This is a genomic window from Microbispora corallina, from assembly GCF_016863035.1.
GTDB lineage: Bacteria > Actinomycetota > Actinomycetes > Streptosporangiales > Streptosporangiaceae > Microbispora > Microbispora corallina.
Genome location: NZ_BOOC01000049.1, coordinates 19,090 through 32,506 on the forward strand (window position 1 = coordinate 19,090; position 13,417 = coordinate 32,506).

19 protein-coding genes and 1 tRNA gene are annotated in these 13,417 nt (G+C 69.1%); 16 read left to right on the forward strand and 4 right to left on the reverse strand.

Features of this window, described 5'->3' with window-relative positions:
• Positions 1 to 15: 15 nt before the first annotated feature.
• Positions 16 to 591 (reverse strand): 5-formyltetrahydrofolate cyclo-ligase, encoded by a 576-nt coding sequence (locus Mco01_RS34335; protein ID WP_204060985.1) that lies wholly within the window; start codon positions 589 to 591, stop codon positions 16 to 18.
• Between the two features lie 24 nt (positions 592 to 615).
• Between Mco01_RS34335 and galU the strand changes: the two genes are divergently transcribed.
• From galU to Mco01_RS34380, 9 genes are all read left to right on the forward strand, one after another.
• Positions 616 to 1,521 carry a UTP--glucose-1-phosphate uridylyltransferase GalU gene (gene galU, locus Mco01_RS34340; RefSeq protein WP_204060986.1) on the forward strand — a complete coding sequence of 302 codons (906 nt, stop codon included), beginning with the start codon at positions 616 to 618 and terminating at the stop codon, positions 1,519 to 1,521.
• Between the two features lie 4 nt (positions 1,522 to 1,525).
• Positions 1,526 to 2,710: a molybdotransferase-like divisome protein Glp gene (glp, locus tag Mco01_RS34345; protein WP_204060987.1), complete on the forward strand. Its 1,185-nt coding sequence runs from the start codon at positions 1,526 to 1,528 to the stop codon at positions 2,708 to 2,710.
• On the forward strand, positions 2,707 to 3,180 hold the full coding sequence (moaC, locus tag Mco01_RS34350) for a cyclic pyranopterin monophosphate synthase MoaC (RefSeq protein ID WP_275410660.1): 474 nt from the start codon (positions 2,707 to 2,709) through the stop codon (positions 3,178 to 3,180). The genes glp and moaC overlap by 4 nt, the downstream gene beginning before the upstream one ends.
• A 20-nt stretch (positions 3,181 to 3,200) precedes the next feature.
• Positions 3,201 to 3,677, forward strand: a complete 477-nt coding sequence (locus Mco01_RS34355) for a MogA/MoaB family molybdenum cofactor biosynthesis protein (RefSeq protein WP_204060988.1) — start codon at positions 3,201 to 3,203, stop codon at positions 3,675 to 3,677.
• Positions 3,678 to 3,730: 53 nt separating this feature from the next.
• Positions 3,731 to 4,375: a GNAT family N-acetyltransferase gene (locus tag Mco01_RS34360; RefSeq protein WP_036332564.1), complete on the forward strand. Its 645-nt coding sequence runs from the start codon at positions 3,731 to 3,733 to the stop codon at positions 4,373 to 4,375.
• A gap of 231 nt (positions 4,376 to 4,606) precedes the next feature.
• Positions 4,607 to 5,254: a divisome protein SepX/GlpR gene (gene sepX, locus Mco01_RS34365; protein ID WP_204060989.1), complete on the forward strand. Its 648-nt coding sequence runs from the start codon at positions 4,607 to 4,609 to the stop codon at positions 5,252 to 5,254.
• 49 nt (positions 5,255 to 5,303) lie between these two features.
• Positions 5,304 to 5,380: transfer RNA gene (locus Mco01_RS34370), tRNA-Ala, on the forward strand.
• A 325-nt stretch (positions 5,381 to 5,705) separates the two neighbouring features.
• Positions 5,706 to 5,960 (forward strand): hypothetical protein, encoded by a 255-nt coding sequence (locus tag Mco01_RS34375; protein WP_204060990.1) that lies wholly within the window; start codon positions 5,706 to 5,708, stop codon positions 5,958 to 5,960.
• 164 nt (positions 5,961 to 6,124) lie between these two features.
• Positions 6,125 to 6,400 (forward strand): hypothetical protein, encoded by a 276-nt coding sequence (locus Mco01_RS34380; protein ID WP_204060991.1) that lies wholly within the window; start codon positions 6,125 to 6,127, stop codon positions 6,398 to 6,400.
• Positions 6,401 to 6,596: 196 nt separating this feature from the next.
• Here the strand turns inward: Mco01_RS34380 and Mco01_RS34385 are convergent, their stop codons facing one another.
• Complete coding sequence (locus Mco01_RS34385; RefSeq protein WP_204061030.1) at positions 6,597 to 6,803, reverse strand: site-specific integrase; 207 nt, start codon at positions 6,801 to 6,803, stop codon at positions 6,597 to 6,599.
• 78 nt (positions 6,804 to 6,881) lie between these two features.
• Here Mco01_RS34385 and Mco01_RS34390 point away from each other — a divergent pair, with 78 nt between their 5' ends.
• The 5 genes from Mco01_RS34390 to gad all read left to right on the forward strand — a co-directional run bounded on the left by Mco01_RS34390 (position 6,882) and on the right by gad (position 11,164).
• Positions 6,882 to 7,460: a DsbA family protein gene (locus Mco01_RS34390; RefSeq protein WP_204060992.1), complete on the forward strand. Its 579-nt coding sequence runs from the start codon at positions 6,882 to 6,884 to the stop codon at positions 7,458 to 7,460.
• Positions 7,461 to 7,517: 57 nt separating this feature from the next.
• Complete coding sequence (locus Mco01_RS34395) at positions 7,518 to 8,351, forward strand: aldo/keto reductase (RefSeq protein ID WP_204060993.1); 834 nt, start codon at positions 7,518 to 7,520, stop codon at positions 8,349 to 8,351.
• Between the two features lie 54 nt (positions 8,352 to 8,405).
• Positions 8,406 to 8,756, forward strand: coding sequence for a hypothetical protein (locus Mco01_RS34400; protein ID WP_204060994.1), 351 nt, complete (start codon positions 8,406 to 8,408; stop codon positions 8,754 to 8,756).
• A 66-nt stretch (positions 8,757 to 8,822) separates the two neighbouring features.
• The gene (locus Mco01_RS34405) at positions 8,823 to 9,659 is read left to right on the forward strand and encodes a class II glutamine amidotransferase (RefSeq protein ID WP_204060995.1); all 837 of its coding nucleotides are present in this window, start codon (positions 8,823 to 8,825) and stop codon (positions 9,657 to 9,659) included.
• Positions 9,660 to 9,760: 101 nt separating this feature from the next.
• Positions 9,761 to 11,164, forward strand: coding sequence for a glutamate decarboxylase (gene gad, locus Mco01_RS34410; protein WP_239104130.1), 1,404 nt, complete (start codon positions 9,761 to 9,763; stop codon positions 11,162 to 11,164).
• A gap of 22 nt (positions 11,165 to 11,186) precedes the next feature.
• Here gad and Mco01_RS34415 read toward each other — a convergent pair whose 3' ends face one another.
• On the reverse strand, positions 11,187 to 11,552 hold the full coding sequence (locus Mco01_RS34415; RefSeq protein ID WP_204060996.1) for a DUF2267 domain-containing protein: 366 nt from the start codon (positions 11,550 to 11,552) through the stop codon (positions 11,187 to 11,189).
• Between the two features lie 153 nt (positions 11,553 to 11,705).
• On the opposite strand from Mco01_RS34415, the gene Mco01_RS34420 reads away from it, so the two are divergent.
• Both Mco01_RS34420 and Mco01_RS34425 read left to right on the forward strand, forming a co-directional pair.
• The gene (locus Mco01_RS34420; RefSeq protein WP_204060997.1) at positions 11,706 to 11,969 is read left to right on the forward strand and encodes a trypco2 family protein; all 264 of its coding nucleotides are present in this window, start codon (positions 11,706 to 11,708) and stop codon (positions 11,967 to 11,969) included.
• A 167-nt stretch (positions 11,970 to 12,136) separates the two neighbouring features.
• Positions 12,137 to 12,799 (forward strand): hypothetical protein, encoded by a 663-nt coding sequence (locus tag Mco01_RS34425; RefSeq protein WP_204060998.1) that lies wholly within the window; start codon positions 12,137 to 12,139, stop codon positions 12,797 to 12,799.
• A 138-nt stretch (positions 12,800 to 12,937) separates the two neighbouring features.
• On the opposite strand, the gene Mco01_RS34430 is transcribed toward Mco01_RS34425, so the two are convergent.
• Positions 12,938 to 13,291 carry a hypothetical protein gene (locus Mco01_RS34430; RefSeq protein WP_204060999.1) on the reverse strand — a complete coding sequence of 118 codons (354 nt, stop codon included), beginning with the start codon at positions 13,289 to 13,291 and terminating at the stop codon, positions 12,938 to 12,940.
• Positions 13,292 to 13,417 lie beyond the last annotated feature (126 nt).

Sequence of the window (13,417 nt, forward strand, 5' to 3'; positions counted from 1 at the left end):
CCTGGGGCAATCTTGTCACATACGCACTAAGTGGGCGATGCCACTGGGCTGCACGGCGAGCCGTACGGGCTGGTCATGGGGCTCGGCGGGGACGTCCTCGATCAGCTCGCCCTCGTGCAGCAGGGCGACGGTCGGCACGTTGGGCCCCACGCGGGTCAGGGCTCGGTCGTAGTGCCCGCGGCCGCGGCCGAGCCGTACCCCGGTCGTCCGGTCCACGGCGAGGGCGGGCACGAGGACGAGCGCGGCGGTGCGGATGGCGTCCACGCCGCGACGGGTGTCGACCGGCTCCATGAACCCACCCGGGCCGGGCGCCAGGGAGTCGGGGCCGTCGTACACGGCCCAGTCGAGGTCGCCGTCCGGCCGCTGCACCGGGAGGATCACCGTGGCGCCGTGCTTCCACAGCGCGAAGACCAGCCCGTGGGTGGACGGCTCGGTGCCGAACGACCAGTAGCACGCGACCAGCCCCGCCATCTGCACCCACGGCTGGTCGAGGAGCAGCTCCCGCACGGCGGCGGAGGACTCCCGGAGGGTGGCCTGGTCGAGCGCGGCGCGGTCGCGCAGGATCCGCCGACGCAGGTTCGTCTTGTCCATTGCCTGCTCCGTTAGTGTTCAACCATGGCTGACTTCGATCCTGTAACGAAAGCAGTGGTCCCCGCGGCTGGTCTCGGCACCCGATTCCTCCCCGCGACCAAGGCGACCCCCAAGGAGATGCTGCCGATCGTCGACAAACCGGCCATCCAGTATGTGGTCGAGGAGGCGGTGTCCGCCGGGCTGCTCGACGTCCTCATGGTGACCGGCCGGAACAAGCGTTCCATCGAGGATCACTTCGACGTAGCGTACGAGCTCGAGGACGCGCTGCGCGCCAAGGGGGACGAGGAGAGGCTTTCGCAGGTCAAGGAGCCGGTCGATCTCGCCACGATGCACTACGTGCGGCAGGGCGAGCCGAAGGGCCTCGGCCACGCCGTGTTGTGCGCCAAGCAGCACGTGGGCCACGAGCCGTTCGCGTGCCTGCTCGGCGACGACATCATCGACCCGCGCGACCCGCTGCTCAGGCGCATGATCGAGGTACGGGCCACCTACGGCGGCAGCGTGATCGCGCTCATGGAGGTGCCGCGCGAGCACGTCTCTCTTTACGGCGCGGCGGCCATCGAGCCGACCGAGGAGGATGACGTGGTCCGCGTGACCGACCTCGTGGAGAAGCCGCCGGCCGACGAGGCCCCGTCCAACTGGGCGATCATCGGGCGGTACGTCATCGACCCGGCCGTGTTCGGCGTGCTGGAGAAGACGGAGCCGGGCCGCGGCGGCGAGATCCAGCTCACCGACGCCCTGCGGACCCTGGCCTCGACGAGCCCCGAGGAGGGCGGCCCGGTGCACGGCGTGCTGTTCCGCGGACGCCGCTACGACACGGGCAACAAGCTCGAGTACCTCCAGACCGTCGTCCAGTTCGCGGCCAACCGGGAGGACCTCGCCCCCGAGTTCCTGCCCTGGCTGCGCGAGTTCCTCGACCAGACCGGATCCTGAGCCGATGAAGCCCGTCGACCGCCACCTCGCCGACATCCTCGCGGCGGTGCGGCCGCTCGCCCCGATGGAGGTCGAGCTCGAGGCCGCCCTCGGCGCCGTGCTGGCCGAGGACGTGGTCTCGCCCGTGCCGCTGCCGCCGTTCGACAACTCCGCGATGGACGGGTACGCGGTGCGCGCCGCGGACGTCGCCGGCGTCCCCGTCACGCTGCCGGTGATCGAGGACGTGCCGGCGGGGGACGGCGGGCTGCACGCCATCGGCCCCGGCCTCGTCACGAGGATCATGACGGGCGCGCCGCTGCCCGCGGGCGCCGACGCGGTCGTCCCGGTCGAGTGGACGGACGCCGGCACGATCCGGGTGCGGATCGACAGGCCGGCCGAGTCGGGCAACGCGATCAGGCGGGCGGGCGAGGACGTGGCGGCGGGCGACACCGTGCTCCCCGAGGGCACGCTGATCGGCCCGGCCCAGCTCGGCATCCTGGCCGGTGTCGGCCGCCGCAGGGTGACCGTGCGGCCCCGCCCCCGGGTCGTCGTGCTGTCGACCGGCGCCGAGCTGGCCGAGCCGGGCACCCCGCTCGGCCACGGGCAGATCTGGGAGTCCAACAGCTTCATGCTCGCGGCCGCCGTACGGGAGGCCGGAGCCGAGGGGTTCCGCGCGGGGGCCGTGACCGACGACCCCAAGGAGTTCATGGACAGGCTCGACGCCCAGCTCATCCGGGCGGACGCCGTGATCACCAGCGGCGGCGTGTCCATGGGGGCGTACGAGCCGGTCAAGGAGGCCCTGGCGCCGCTCGGCACGGTGACGTTCGAGAAGGTCGCGATGCAGCCGGGCATGCCGCAGGGCTTCGGCGTCGTCGGTCCCGACCGCGTCCCGATCTTCACGCTGCCCGGCAACCCGGTGTCGTCGTTCGTGTCGTTCGTCCTGTTCGTGAAGCCGGCGCTGCGGAAAATGCAGGGGCATCCCGCCGGGCCCCCGGCGTCCGTACGGGCGGTCAGCACGGCCCCCGCACGGTCTCCCGCCGGCCGCCGGTCCTATCTGCGGGCCGTGCTGTCCGGCGGCGAGGTGTCGCCCGTACGGAGACAGGGGTCGCACCAGCTCGCGGCCCTGGCGGGGGCCAACGCGCTCATGGTGGTCCCCCAGGACGTGACCGAGCTGCCGGAGGGGTCCGAGGTGGAGGTGATCCCGCTGTGAAACTCACCCACATCGACGAGTCGGGCGCCGCCCGGATGGTGGACGTCTCGGAGAAGGACGTGAGCGCCCGCACGGCGGTCGCGACCGGGCGTGTCCTGCTGTCGCCGGAGACCGTCGCGCTGCTCCGCTCGGGGGAGGTCCCCAAGGGGGACGCTCTGGGTGTGGCCAGGATCGCCGGGATCATGGGCGCCAAGCGCACCCCGGACCTGGTGCCCCTGTGCCACCCGATCGCGCTGCACGGCGTGAAGGTGGACCTCATCGTGGCGGACGACGGCGTGGACATCACGGCGCGGGTCCGCACGGCCGACCGGACGGGGGTGGAGATGGAGGCGCTGACGGCGGTCACCGTCGCCGCGCTGGCCCTGGTCGACATGGTCAAGGCCGTCGACCCGGAGGCCGTGATCACCGGCGTCCGGGTCGAGGAGAAGACCGGCGGCAAGACCGGCCGCTGGACCCGTTCCGGGTCCTGACGTCAGTGAGAGGAGCCCCGTTGCGGGCCTTGGTGGTGACCGTGTCGAACAGGGCGTCCGCGGGTGTGTACGAGGACCGCTCCGGGCCTCTCCTGGCCGGCCTGCTGCGCGAGGCGGGGTGCGAGCAGGTGGACGGGCCCGCTGTGGTGGCCGACGGGTCGCCCGTCGAGGCGGCGCTTCGCGAGGGCGTCGCCGGCGGGTACGACGTGATCGTCACCACCGGGGGGACCGGGGTGACGCCGCTCGACCTGACGCCCGAGATGACCCGCCGGGTGATCGACCGGGAGATTCCCGGCATCGCCGAGGCCGTACGGCAGGTCAACCGCGACAAGGTGCCGACCTCGATACTGTCCCGGGGCCTCGCCGGGCAGGCGGGGTCCACGCTCGTCGTCAACCTGCCCGGGTCGTCCGGCGGAGTCCGGGACGGCATGGCCGTGCTGGGCCCGATCCTGGCGCACGTGGTGGACCAGATCCACGGCGGCGACCACGCCCGCTGAGCGCGTGAGGACCCACGTGGCGCGTTGACCGTCTTCCGGTGGATGATTGACTAATGGATCGACTTCGCGGCTGGCCGGCGACCCTGGTCGAGGGGCCCGTCACGCTCCGGCCGCTGCGCCTGCGTGACGTCAGGGACTGGCGCGACACCCGGCTGCGCAACGCCGAGTGGCTGCGCCCTTGGGAGCCCAGCAACCCGGAGACGCCGCTGTTCAAGACCGGGCTCGGGCCGTACGTCTCCATGGTCGGCACGCTCCGCCGCGAGGCCCGGCAGGGGCTCGCCATGCCCTGGGTCGTCACGTACGAGGGGGCCTTCGCCGGGCAGCTCACCGTGGGGGCGATCGTCTGGGGGTCCGCCCGCTCCGCCCAGGTCGGATACTGGATCGACGGCGCCCTCGCGGGCCGCGGGATCATCCCCACCGCCCTGGCCATGGCCGTCGACCACTGCTTCTTCACGACGGGTTTACACCGCCTGGAGGCCAACATCCGCCCGGAGAACCACGCCAGCCGCCGGGTCGTGGAGAAGCTCGGGTTCCGCGAGGAGGGCATCCGACGGCGCCAGCTCCACATCGACGGGGCCTGGCGGGACCACATCTGCTACGCGCTGACGGTCGAGGACGTGCCGCGCGGGCTGCTCGTGCAGTGGCGCAGGACGCTGGGCGGCTCCGCCGCGAAGCGAAGCGAGCCGAGCCCGGGCTGAGCCGGCGCGGTCTCCGGCGCGGTCTGGTTCAGGTAGCGGGACGAGGGCAGCACGGAGTGCCGTTTCCGGGGCCCGCACGGGATCGAATTACATGAACAGCTTTGACGATCTCGCGACACACCGGACTGAATGCTCGTCAATCAGTGACACGCAGTCCTACGGTGCGTGACGTGAACACCTCTCCGACGACACAGGTCCCCGGACGTGTTCACCATGCCCTGAGGCGGCCGCATGGGTAGCGCCTTCCTCTATCTCGCCATCGTCGTGATGTGGCTCAGCGTCCTCCTCCCCATGTGGCTGCGGCGGGACCGGAACGCCGACGACGACCTGGTGGACGCCTCGAGCGACCCGGACACCGGCACCGTACCCGAGCCCACCGACAGTTCCGTCGCCGAGGCGGACACCGTCGTGGACGCTCCCGCCGGGGACCGCTCCAAAACCGCCGAGGACGACCCTTCGGAGGAGCCGGGGGAGGCCGAGCCGGCGCCGTCCGACGCTCCCGCGCGCCCGCGCACGAAGGCCGGCCGCCGCCGCGCCCGCATTCTGGCCCGGCGGCGCAGGCGCCTGCTGTGGAGCATCCTGCTCGTGGTCGCCTCCGTCGTCACCGCGGCCGTCCGCGTCGTGCCCTGGTGGGCCGTCGCGCCCTCGGGCGTCCTCCTCGTGTCGTACCTGCTGGTCCTCCGCATCGCCGTACGGATGGACCGGGAGCAGCGGGAGAGGGCGGCACAGGCGCGGGCCGAGCACCTGCGCCGGCAGCGGGAGCGCCGCCGCGCGCTGGCCGCCCTGGCCAGGGAGGCCGAGATCATCCAGTTCGAGGCGCGCAGGCGCGCCCAGGTGTTCGACCAGTACGCCGACGGGAGGCGCGCCGTCGGGGACTGAGCGAGTGGCGCGAGGAGCCCCAAGAGTTTGCTAACCTAGTCGAGTCGTTGGGGCTATAGCGCAGTCCGGTAGCGCACTTCGTTCGCATCGAAGGGGTCTGGGGTTCAAATCCCCATAGCTCCACCACGATGAAGGCCCGTCAGGTGATCCCCCTGGCGGGCCTTTTCGCTGCTCAGAACCGTGCCACTATGTCCCGGGCCGTTCGCCGTCGAGGGCGGTCGGTACGGCTATCGCCTCGTTCCCGCTGCTGGGAGTCGGCGAAAAGTCAGCGAAGACCGCCCGAGCCCGGCTGTTCCGCTCCCGCGAGGGGTGCGTGTAGCGGTTGAGCGTGGTCGAGGTCTGGCCGTGCCCGAGAAGGCCGGCCCGCTGCCGCTACGCGGTGGGTCGAAGGCAGACGAGAGATCAGGACAGGGGAAGTGTGCGGGTATCGCCGCAGCCCTACGATCAGTTCATGCGAGCTGCGTATAACGAGGCGTTGGTGATGCTTGGGTACGTGCTGGGCATGATCATCACACCCGTCGTCGGCGGTTGGGCGAGTGAGTGGGTCGGCGGGAAGTTGCTCAACGAGACCATGTTCATGTGTGCCTTGTTGTTCCAGGTCGCGTTCCTCTTCGGCCTTGCTCGGCTCCTCTTTCGAGGGGCGCGCTGGCTCGTCCGCACCTCTGCACGGCGTTGGCAGATGCCGAAAGCACAGGAACCCTCATGATCAGCCCTAGATCGCGTGCCACAAGCGTGCCAGCCAGTGCGGGGAGTCACGGGGAATCGAAGGTATGACCGGGCAGGCCATGAACGCCTGCGACCAGCGCCGAAGCAGGTTGAGCGACAAGATCCGAACTCTTCCAACCTGGTCGTATGCACCCGATACGGTTCGTGGCATGGCAGACATCTCAGATCATGAGTGGCCAATACGGAGTGCTGCCTGACTCGACGAACCTTCCGGAAGCCGAGAGACGGTTGAGCTTCTTCATTCGTCGAGAGCTGACGTCGATGATGTTCGGCTACTGCGTCACCATCGACGGTGGCAGCGACAGCGCCGATACAGGCATGGTCTACCTGATAGACGAGAACGGCACCAACCACACAAGGCTTGGGCTGCATGGCGCCTTCCTGGCTCACCTCGACGACACAGGGCGGTCCACGGTCTGAACGAGGAGAGACCCAAGACGGCCCGGCGCACTCGGGGCACGTCGAGGAGTCGCGCAAGTCAGCGAGAAGTCAGCGAACCTGCTGACACGGGACGGCTACGTGGCCTACGGGGCGGCATCCGACCTGTACTTGACGGCACTGGTCAGCACTCTTTGATCTTCCGGGTGACTGACTGAGTGACTACGCCTTGGAGAGGTCATCCATCGCCTCGGGCCTCCTCCAGGAGCGCCGGACGAAGCTGCTTGTGGTAGATCGCCTCAGTGACCTTCGCGTTGCTGTGACCTACCAGGCGTGAGATGTTCTCGATCGGCACTCCGCCGGCCGACGGCAGCGAGACGTAGCTGTGCCGCCATGGCTTCAGCTCGGCGGGCGCCCGGCCGACCACCGACAGGGGTTTTCCCAAAAATGGGCCCGCTGTAGCCGTGGACGGCTTCGCGGGGGTAGGAACCGTAGTCGGCCGAGCGGGTTGCGGGAGGACCTCATGACCACGCACGCACGCAGAGCATCCGTGCCGCGGCACATACCTGCCGGGGCCTCCACGAGCGGAGACGGCATCGTCGTGGGCGCGGGCCCGGTGACGATCGACGTCTTCGTCGATTTCCTGTGCCCGTTCTGCCGGCGGTTCGAGGAGACCGCGGGACCGACGCTGCACGCCATGGTGAACGGCGGGCTCGCCACCGTCGTCTACCATCCGATGGCCTTCCTCGACGAACTGTCGGCCGACGCCTACTCCTCGCGCGCGTCCGCTTCCTCCGGTTGCGCCTCGGACGGAGGGGCGTTCGTGGAGTACGCCGAGGCGTTGTTCGCCAACCAGCCGCCGGAGGGCGGGCCGGGCTTGACGGACGACGAGCTCGCCGAGATCGGCCGGCTGGTGGGGCTCGACGGCCCCGCCTTCGGCCGGTGCGTGCACGCCCACGCCTACCTCGACTGGGCCGCGTACGTCACGGCGATGGCGATGGAACGGGGGGTCAGCGGCACGCCGACCGTCCTCGTCGAGGACGTCCCGGTGCCGGCGAACCTCCGGACCATCACCGCCGCCGTGGCCGCCGCGGCGCGCTGACCTCGTCCGGGGCGGCTGGGTGCGTAGGGTGGCTGGTAGTCGACCTGGGAGGTCGCCGTGCGTACGACCAAGCTTCCGTCCGGCGAGGAGGTCCCGGTCCTCGGCCAGGGAACCTGGCGGATGGCCGAGGACCGGTCGCTGCGGGAAACGGAGATCAGGGCGTTGCGGCTGGGCGTGGAGCTCGGCATGACGCTGATCGACACCGCCGAGATGTACGCCGACGGCCGCGCCGAACGGCTGGTCGGGGAGGCGGTCGCCGGCCACAGGGACGAGGTCTTCCTGGTCGGCAAGGTACTGCCGCGCAACGCGACCCGGGAGGGCACCGTCGCCGCCTGCGAGGGCAGCCTGCGGCGTCTCGGGACCGACCGGCTGGATCTCTACCTGCTCCACTGGCGGGGCCCGGTCCCGCTGGAGGAGACCCTCGCCGCCTTCGAGCAACTTGTCGCCGCGGGGCTGGTCAGGCACTGGGGAGTCAGCAACTTCGACGTCTCCGACATGGAGGAGGTCGTCGCGCTCCCCGGAGGCGCGGCCGTGCAGACCGACCAGATCCTGTACAACCTCACAAGGCGCGGTCCCGAGTACGAGCTGATCCCCTGGTGCCACGAGCGGGGCCTGCCGATCATGGCGTACTCGCCGATCGAGCAGGGCCGGTTGCTGGACCATCAGGCGCTCTTCGACGTGGCCGACCGGCACGAGGTCACCCCGGCGCAGGTCGCCCTGGCATGGGTGCTCAGGAACGACGGCGTGATCGCGATACCGAAGTCGGGCGACCCCGCTCACGTACGGCACAATGCGGCGGCCCTGGGCATCCACCTCACTCACGACGATCTTCTGCTGCTTGACGCGGCATTCCCGCCGCCGCTCTCGCGGCGGCCGCTCGAAACGCTCTGAGCCTCGCCGCGCGTCGGACCGAGGCGCGCGGGAACGGCAGATCGGGGACCTGCCATGGCGGTGAAGCTGAATCAGCGGGCGTTCGACCACGCCAAGGGCCTGATCAGGCAGAAGCGGGTCGCGCTGGACTCGATGGACGACTGGAGCGAGCACCAGCCCTCCGCCGCCCGGGAGAACGCGTTCATCAAGCAACACGGATTCGGCGAGTACGGGAAGTGGTATCTGGGCCTGGACGACGACCAGGACGAGGACAACAAGGGGCACTACAAGTTCCCCTTCGCGGACTTCGAGAAGGTGCACCGATGCGGCGTCATCGCGGCGGAAGTACGGGCCGCGCGGTTGAAGTACACCGACATCGAGGTCGCTGCGGCCCACCTGCACGGGATGCTGGACGAGCTGATGTGACGGCCGCGATCCGCCTGGCGCGTTCGTCCGGGAGTTCCGTCGGCCGGGTCGGGGTAGACAGGACATATGTGCCGCTGGCTGGCCTATACCGGTTCGCCGATCGCCATGGAGAAGCTGATCTACGAGCCGGAGCACTCACTGATCGACCAGAGCCTCCACGCCAGGTACGGCGATGAGACGGTGAACGGCGACGGGTTCGGCGTCGGCTACTACGCTGACTACGGCGTATCGCCCGCGGTGTTCAAGGACACCAAGCCCGCGTGGGGCGACCGCAACCTTCGCGAACTCGCCCGCCATGTCCGGTCACCGCTGTTCATGGCGCATGTGCGCGCGTCTTCTGGGACGGCGATACAGCAGACGAACTGCCACCCGTTCCGCTACGGCACCTGGATCTGGATGCACAACGGCGTGATCTCCGAGTTCAGCCGCCTCAAACGGGACCTCGTGATGGCCATCGCCCCGGAGCTGTACCCGTCGATCGAGGGGTCCACCGACTCGGAGGTGATGTTCTTCCTGGCGCTCACGCTGGGGCTGCAGGAGGACCCGCCGGGAGCGGTGGAGCGGATGGCGGGTCTCGTGGAGAGGACGGGCTGGAGTCACAACGTGGAACACCCGGTCCAGATGTCCCTGTCGACATCCAACGGCGAGCGGCTGTGGTCCTTCCGCTACTCCACCGAGCGCCACTCGCGGTCGCTCTTTCACAGCACCAACATGGAGAGCCTCCGGAAGCTGCATCCGGAGGTGTTCGAGCTCCTGGAGATCTCCGACGAGGCACGGGTGGTCGTGTCCGAACCCCTGCGCGACCTGCCCGGACTGTGGCTTGAGGTGCCGGAGTCGACATACACCGTCGTCAAACCCGGAATGTTCGAAATGCACCCTTTTACCCCAAAACCGCCTAAATGATATAAGTGTCAGTACTGCGTCTTTAGTCGCCTTCTGCCCGGTCTGTAGCCGCCGCCTGCCAGACTCACTCAGGGGATCGGCCGGAGGGGAGTGTGGACGGGGTGACGTCACAGGAGAACAGGCAGGCCAGGCAACGGCCCGTATGGGTCAATCCGCTGTTCGGGGTGACCGACCCCGCCTCCGGAATCACGGCGGTGCCGCCGCGGCGCCGGCTTCCCGAAGGGCCCATGACGCCCTCCGCCGTGTCACGGCTCATCCGTGACGAGCTGATGCTGGACGGGAACCCGCGGCTGAACCTGGCCACCTTCGTCAGCACCTGGATGGAGCCGGAGGCGCACGCGCTGATGGGCGACACCGCCGACAGGAACCTCGTCGACAGGGACGAGTATCCCGCGACGGCCGAGCTTGAGCAGCGCTGCATTCCGATGCTCCGCCACCTGTGGAACGCCCCCGACCCCGACGCCTCACTCGGGACGTCCACCATCGGATCCAGCGAAGCGTGCATGCTCGGCGGGATGGCGCTGAAACGCCGCTGGGTGCATCGCAACCCCGACCGCTACGCCGCCGGGGCGCGTCCCAACCTGGTGATGGGCGTCAACATCCAGGTGTGCTGGAAGAAGTTCTGCAATTACTGGGAAGTGGAGCCCCGCCTCGTCCCGATGGAGGGCGACCGGTTCCACCTGGGCGCCGAAGAGGCCGCTGGGCAGTGCGACGAGAACACCATCGGCGTCGTCACCGTCCTGGGCTCCACGATGGACGGAAGCTACGAGCCGGTCGCCGACATCTGCGCGGCACTCGACGCTCTCGAGGAACGCACGGGATGGTCCGTGCCCGTGCACGTGGACGCCGCGTCGGGAGGGATGATCGCCCCCTTCCTCGAGCCGGACCTGGTGTGGGACTTCCGCCTTCCGAGGGTCGCCTCCATCAACGTCTCCGGTCACAAGTACGGGATGGTCTACCCGGGACTCGGATGGGTCCTCTGGCGGGACCGGGAGGCGCTCCCCGGGGATCTGGTGGAGCACGTGAACTATCTCGGCGGTGACGTGGCGACGTTCACGCTCAACTTCTCCCGGCCCGGATCGCAGGTCGTCGCCCAGTACTACAACTTCCTCCGGCTCGGCCACGAGGGCTTCCGCCAGGTGCAGGGCGCCCTCCGGGAGGTGGCGACGCACCTCGCCCGGCAGATCGAAGGGCTCGGCTGCTTCCGGCTCCTCACACGTGGCGACCAGCTGCCGGTGTTCGCCTTCACCACCACCGACGACGTCACCCGTTTCAACGTCTACGACGTCTCGCGGCGGCTCCGGGAGTGGGGCTGGCTGGTGCCGGCCTACACCTTCCCGCCCAACCGGCAGGATCTGCAGGTGCTGCGGGTGGTGTGCCGCAACGGGTTCTCGCTCGACCTGGCCGACCGGCTGGTCGACGACCTCCGGGGTCTGTTGCCGTGGCTGCGCAAGCAGCCAGGGCCCATGTTCGGCCCAGAGGAGGGGACGAGCTTCCACCACTGACGCACCGCCCCGGCCGTACGGCTTACTCCGCGGCCTGCTGGAACTCGGCCGGCAGCTGCGATATGGCATGGTCGAAGGTCTCGTCCGGAACAGCGTCCCGCAGCGTCAGCAGGACGGCCCGGATCCCTCCCCTCGTCTCCACCGCGGTCAGCCCTGTGCGTTTGCTGATCCGCGAGACGAACTCGCGGAAACCGAACCGCTGGATCGGATCACCGACGTGGATCGACTCCCGGAGAGGCTCCGGAAGTTCGAGCGCGAGATGCTGAGCCTCCGTGGCGCTGAGACGGTCTCCCAGAACCTCCAGCGTCGCGCGGCTCAGATCCGCCGCCTCCTCACGCGACAGGCCGCTGCGCTCGGCCACCCTGCCGAAGAAGTCTCTGTGCTCCACACTGGCTCCATTCCCCCCGGCGTCCGCCCGACACGGAGCCGGCGGACACCCCAGAAGCTTGGGGCGATGCATACCGAGGTCCCGGCACCCCTGGCTTTTGAGCGGGAATGACACCGATCGGCCGTTCACAGGGAGCGACGCGGGGAGGGACGGATGGCACACGAGGCGCTGTCACTGGCTGACGCGATAGACGTGATCCGAGGTGAGATCGGCAAGGCGCGCATCAGGGCCGAGGTCCTGGGCGAGGAGATGCGCTTCAGCGTCGGCACCGTCGACGTGGAGATCCTGGTCCAGATCACCCGTAACAGCAAGGACGGCGAACCGGTCCTCGAAGTGGTCGAGGCAGGCGGTTCGAAGGGCGGCGACACCCACCGCATCACCTTCCCCATGACCCCCGAGATCGAGCCTCACGGCTGAGAGCCCGGCCGGGCCGGGGTCAACGCCGGAGCACTGTCGGTGCGTTGGTGGACAACATGAGCCGACTCGCGGCAGCAATCATCGAGGCCGCCTAACCAGTGGGAGTGTGAGCGGACGCTCGGCCCCCTGACCTATGGACGAAGATATCGCTGCCACCATTTGGTGCCATGAGCGACTGGGAGCGGTTCCTCCACGAGGTTTCGTGGTTCCTCCAACCCGGAGAGAGCGCTGCAGTGGGCGAGGCACAGCCGTGGACCCGCGGATCGATCGACGACTTGCCCGAACTGTCTGCTCTGCTTCAATCGACGACCCTCACGCCTGTCTCCGTCGGAAGCAATGCCTTTGAGTTGCTGGCATGGGGATCACCGGACGACCGACGGGGATGGCTCTGCCGCCCGCCTCGCGACGTGGACGGCGATTCCGTCTCCCAGACTCACAAGAGCTTCTGGAAGCTCTGCGGCGGGATCGTCGAAAGGTTCCATGAGCCCGCCACCTGGTGGAACAACCAGAATGAGGTGCTCACGGTTGATGCGGCCCGCCTAGGCATCGCAGATGTACTCACCGACTATGCGTGGCTCTGGGAAGACGCCGGCCTGGAAGTACCCATCAACCCCGATGAGTACTACGCCGTCGCCGTGGAGGCCAACGGGAACCTGACGCTGGCACATCGGGACGACGGTCGGCTACTTCTTTTCGCACCGGACCACGCGTTCACACATGTCGCACGATTGGCCGGCTCCCCGCCGTACTCGCTACTCACGATCGATGACGTGCCTGACCTCGCGACCTGGATAGAGGTGTGCGCCGCAGCCTGGCGACAACATCGGTAGACCGACAAGCGTCCGAATCTGACGCGAGTCCCCCAGGCGCCGGCGAGGCCGGTCCCGCGCCGCGGGACCGGCCTTTCTGCTCAGCCGAGGGAATGGATCTTATGCCTCAGGCCCTGGGAGGAGCCGCACGCCGCGGGGTCAGGTGCCGACCCGGTCCTTCACGAGCCGCACGCACGCCGCCGCGACCCATCTGGGGAAGTTGAGCTCGCCCGGAATGTAGATCCAGTAGCTGGACCCGCCGCACGAGCTGTAGTAGCCGCCGCTCTCGCTCTGGCACAGCGAAGGGAGGTACTGGCCCGCGTAGAGCGTGCTGGTGACGTAGCCGGTTGACGTGCTCTTCTGCGACCGGATGGAGACGGCGCTCACTCCCGGCGCGGGAGTGACGGAGCAGGTGACCGCGCTGGCCGGTTCGGCGATGATGAACACCGAGGCCGTCATCGCCATCATGGCCACCGCGGTGGCGGCGCCGGCACGTCTCTTCACTGTCGTCATTGCTTTCCTCTCCCTGGCCGCGAGTCACGGCTCACGGATCGACGATCGGGGCCGGAGGCCGGCGATCACTGCCACCTCCCCTGTGCGTGGCAGTGGCGCACCACCCTCGCCCAGAGCATCGGACAG

Bases quoted from the DNA above. Each gene is read 5' to 3' on its own strand.
- Mco01_RS34335 (WP_204060985.1), bottom strand. From the start codon at position 591: ATGGACAAGACGAACCTGCGTCGGCGGATCCTGCGCGACCGCGCCGCG.
- galU (WP_204060986.1), top strand. From the start codon at position 616: ATGGCTGACTTCGATCCTGTAACGAAAGCAGTGGTCCCCGCGGCTGGT.
- glp (WP_204060987.1), top strand. From the start codon at position 1,526: ATGAAGCCCGTCGACCGCCACCTCGCCGACATCCTCGCGGCGGTGCGG.
- Mco01_RS34360 (WP_036332564.1), top strand. From the start codon at position 3,731: ATGGATCGACTTCGCGGCTGGCCGGCGACCCTGGTCGAGGGGCCCGTC.
- sepX (WP_204060989.1), top strand. From the start codon at position 4,607: ATGGGTAGCGCCTTCCTCTATCTCGCCATCGTCGTGATGTGGCTCAGC.
- Mco01_RS34375 (WP_204060990.1), top strand. From the start codon at position 5,706: ATGCGAGCTGCGTATAACGAGGCGTTGGTGATGCTTGGGTACGTGCTG.
- Mco01_RS34390 (WP_204060992.1), top strand. From the start codon at position 6,882: ATGACCACGCACGCACGCAGAGCATCCGTGCCGCGGCACATACCTGCC.
- Mco01_RS34400 (WP_204060994.1), top strand. From the start codon at position 8,406: ATGGCGGTGAAGCTGAATCAGCGGGCGTTCGACCACGCCAAGGGCCTG.
- Mco01_RS34405 (WP_204060995.1), top strand. From the start codon at position 8,823: ATGTGCCGCTGGCTGGCCTATACCGGTTCGCCGATCGCCATGGAGAAG.
- Mco01_RS34420 (WP_204060997.1), top strand. From the start codon at position 11,706: ATGGCACACGAGGCGCTGTCACTGGCTGACGCGATAGACGTGATCCGA.
- Mco01_RS34425 (WP_204060998.1), top strand. From the start codon at position 12,137: ATGAGCGACTGGGAGCGGTTCCTCCACGAGGTTTCGTGGTTCCTCCAA.
- Mco01_RS34430 (WP_204060999.1), bottom strand. From the start codon at position 13,291: ATGACGACAGTGAAGAGACGTGCCGGCGCCGCCACCGCGGTGGCCATG.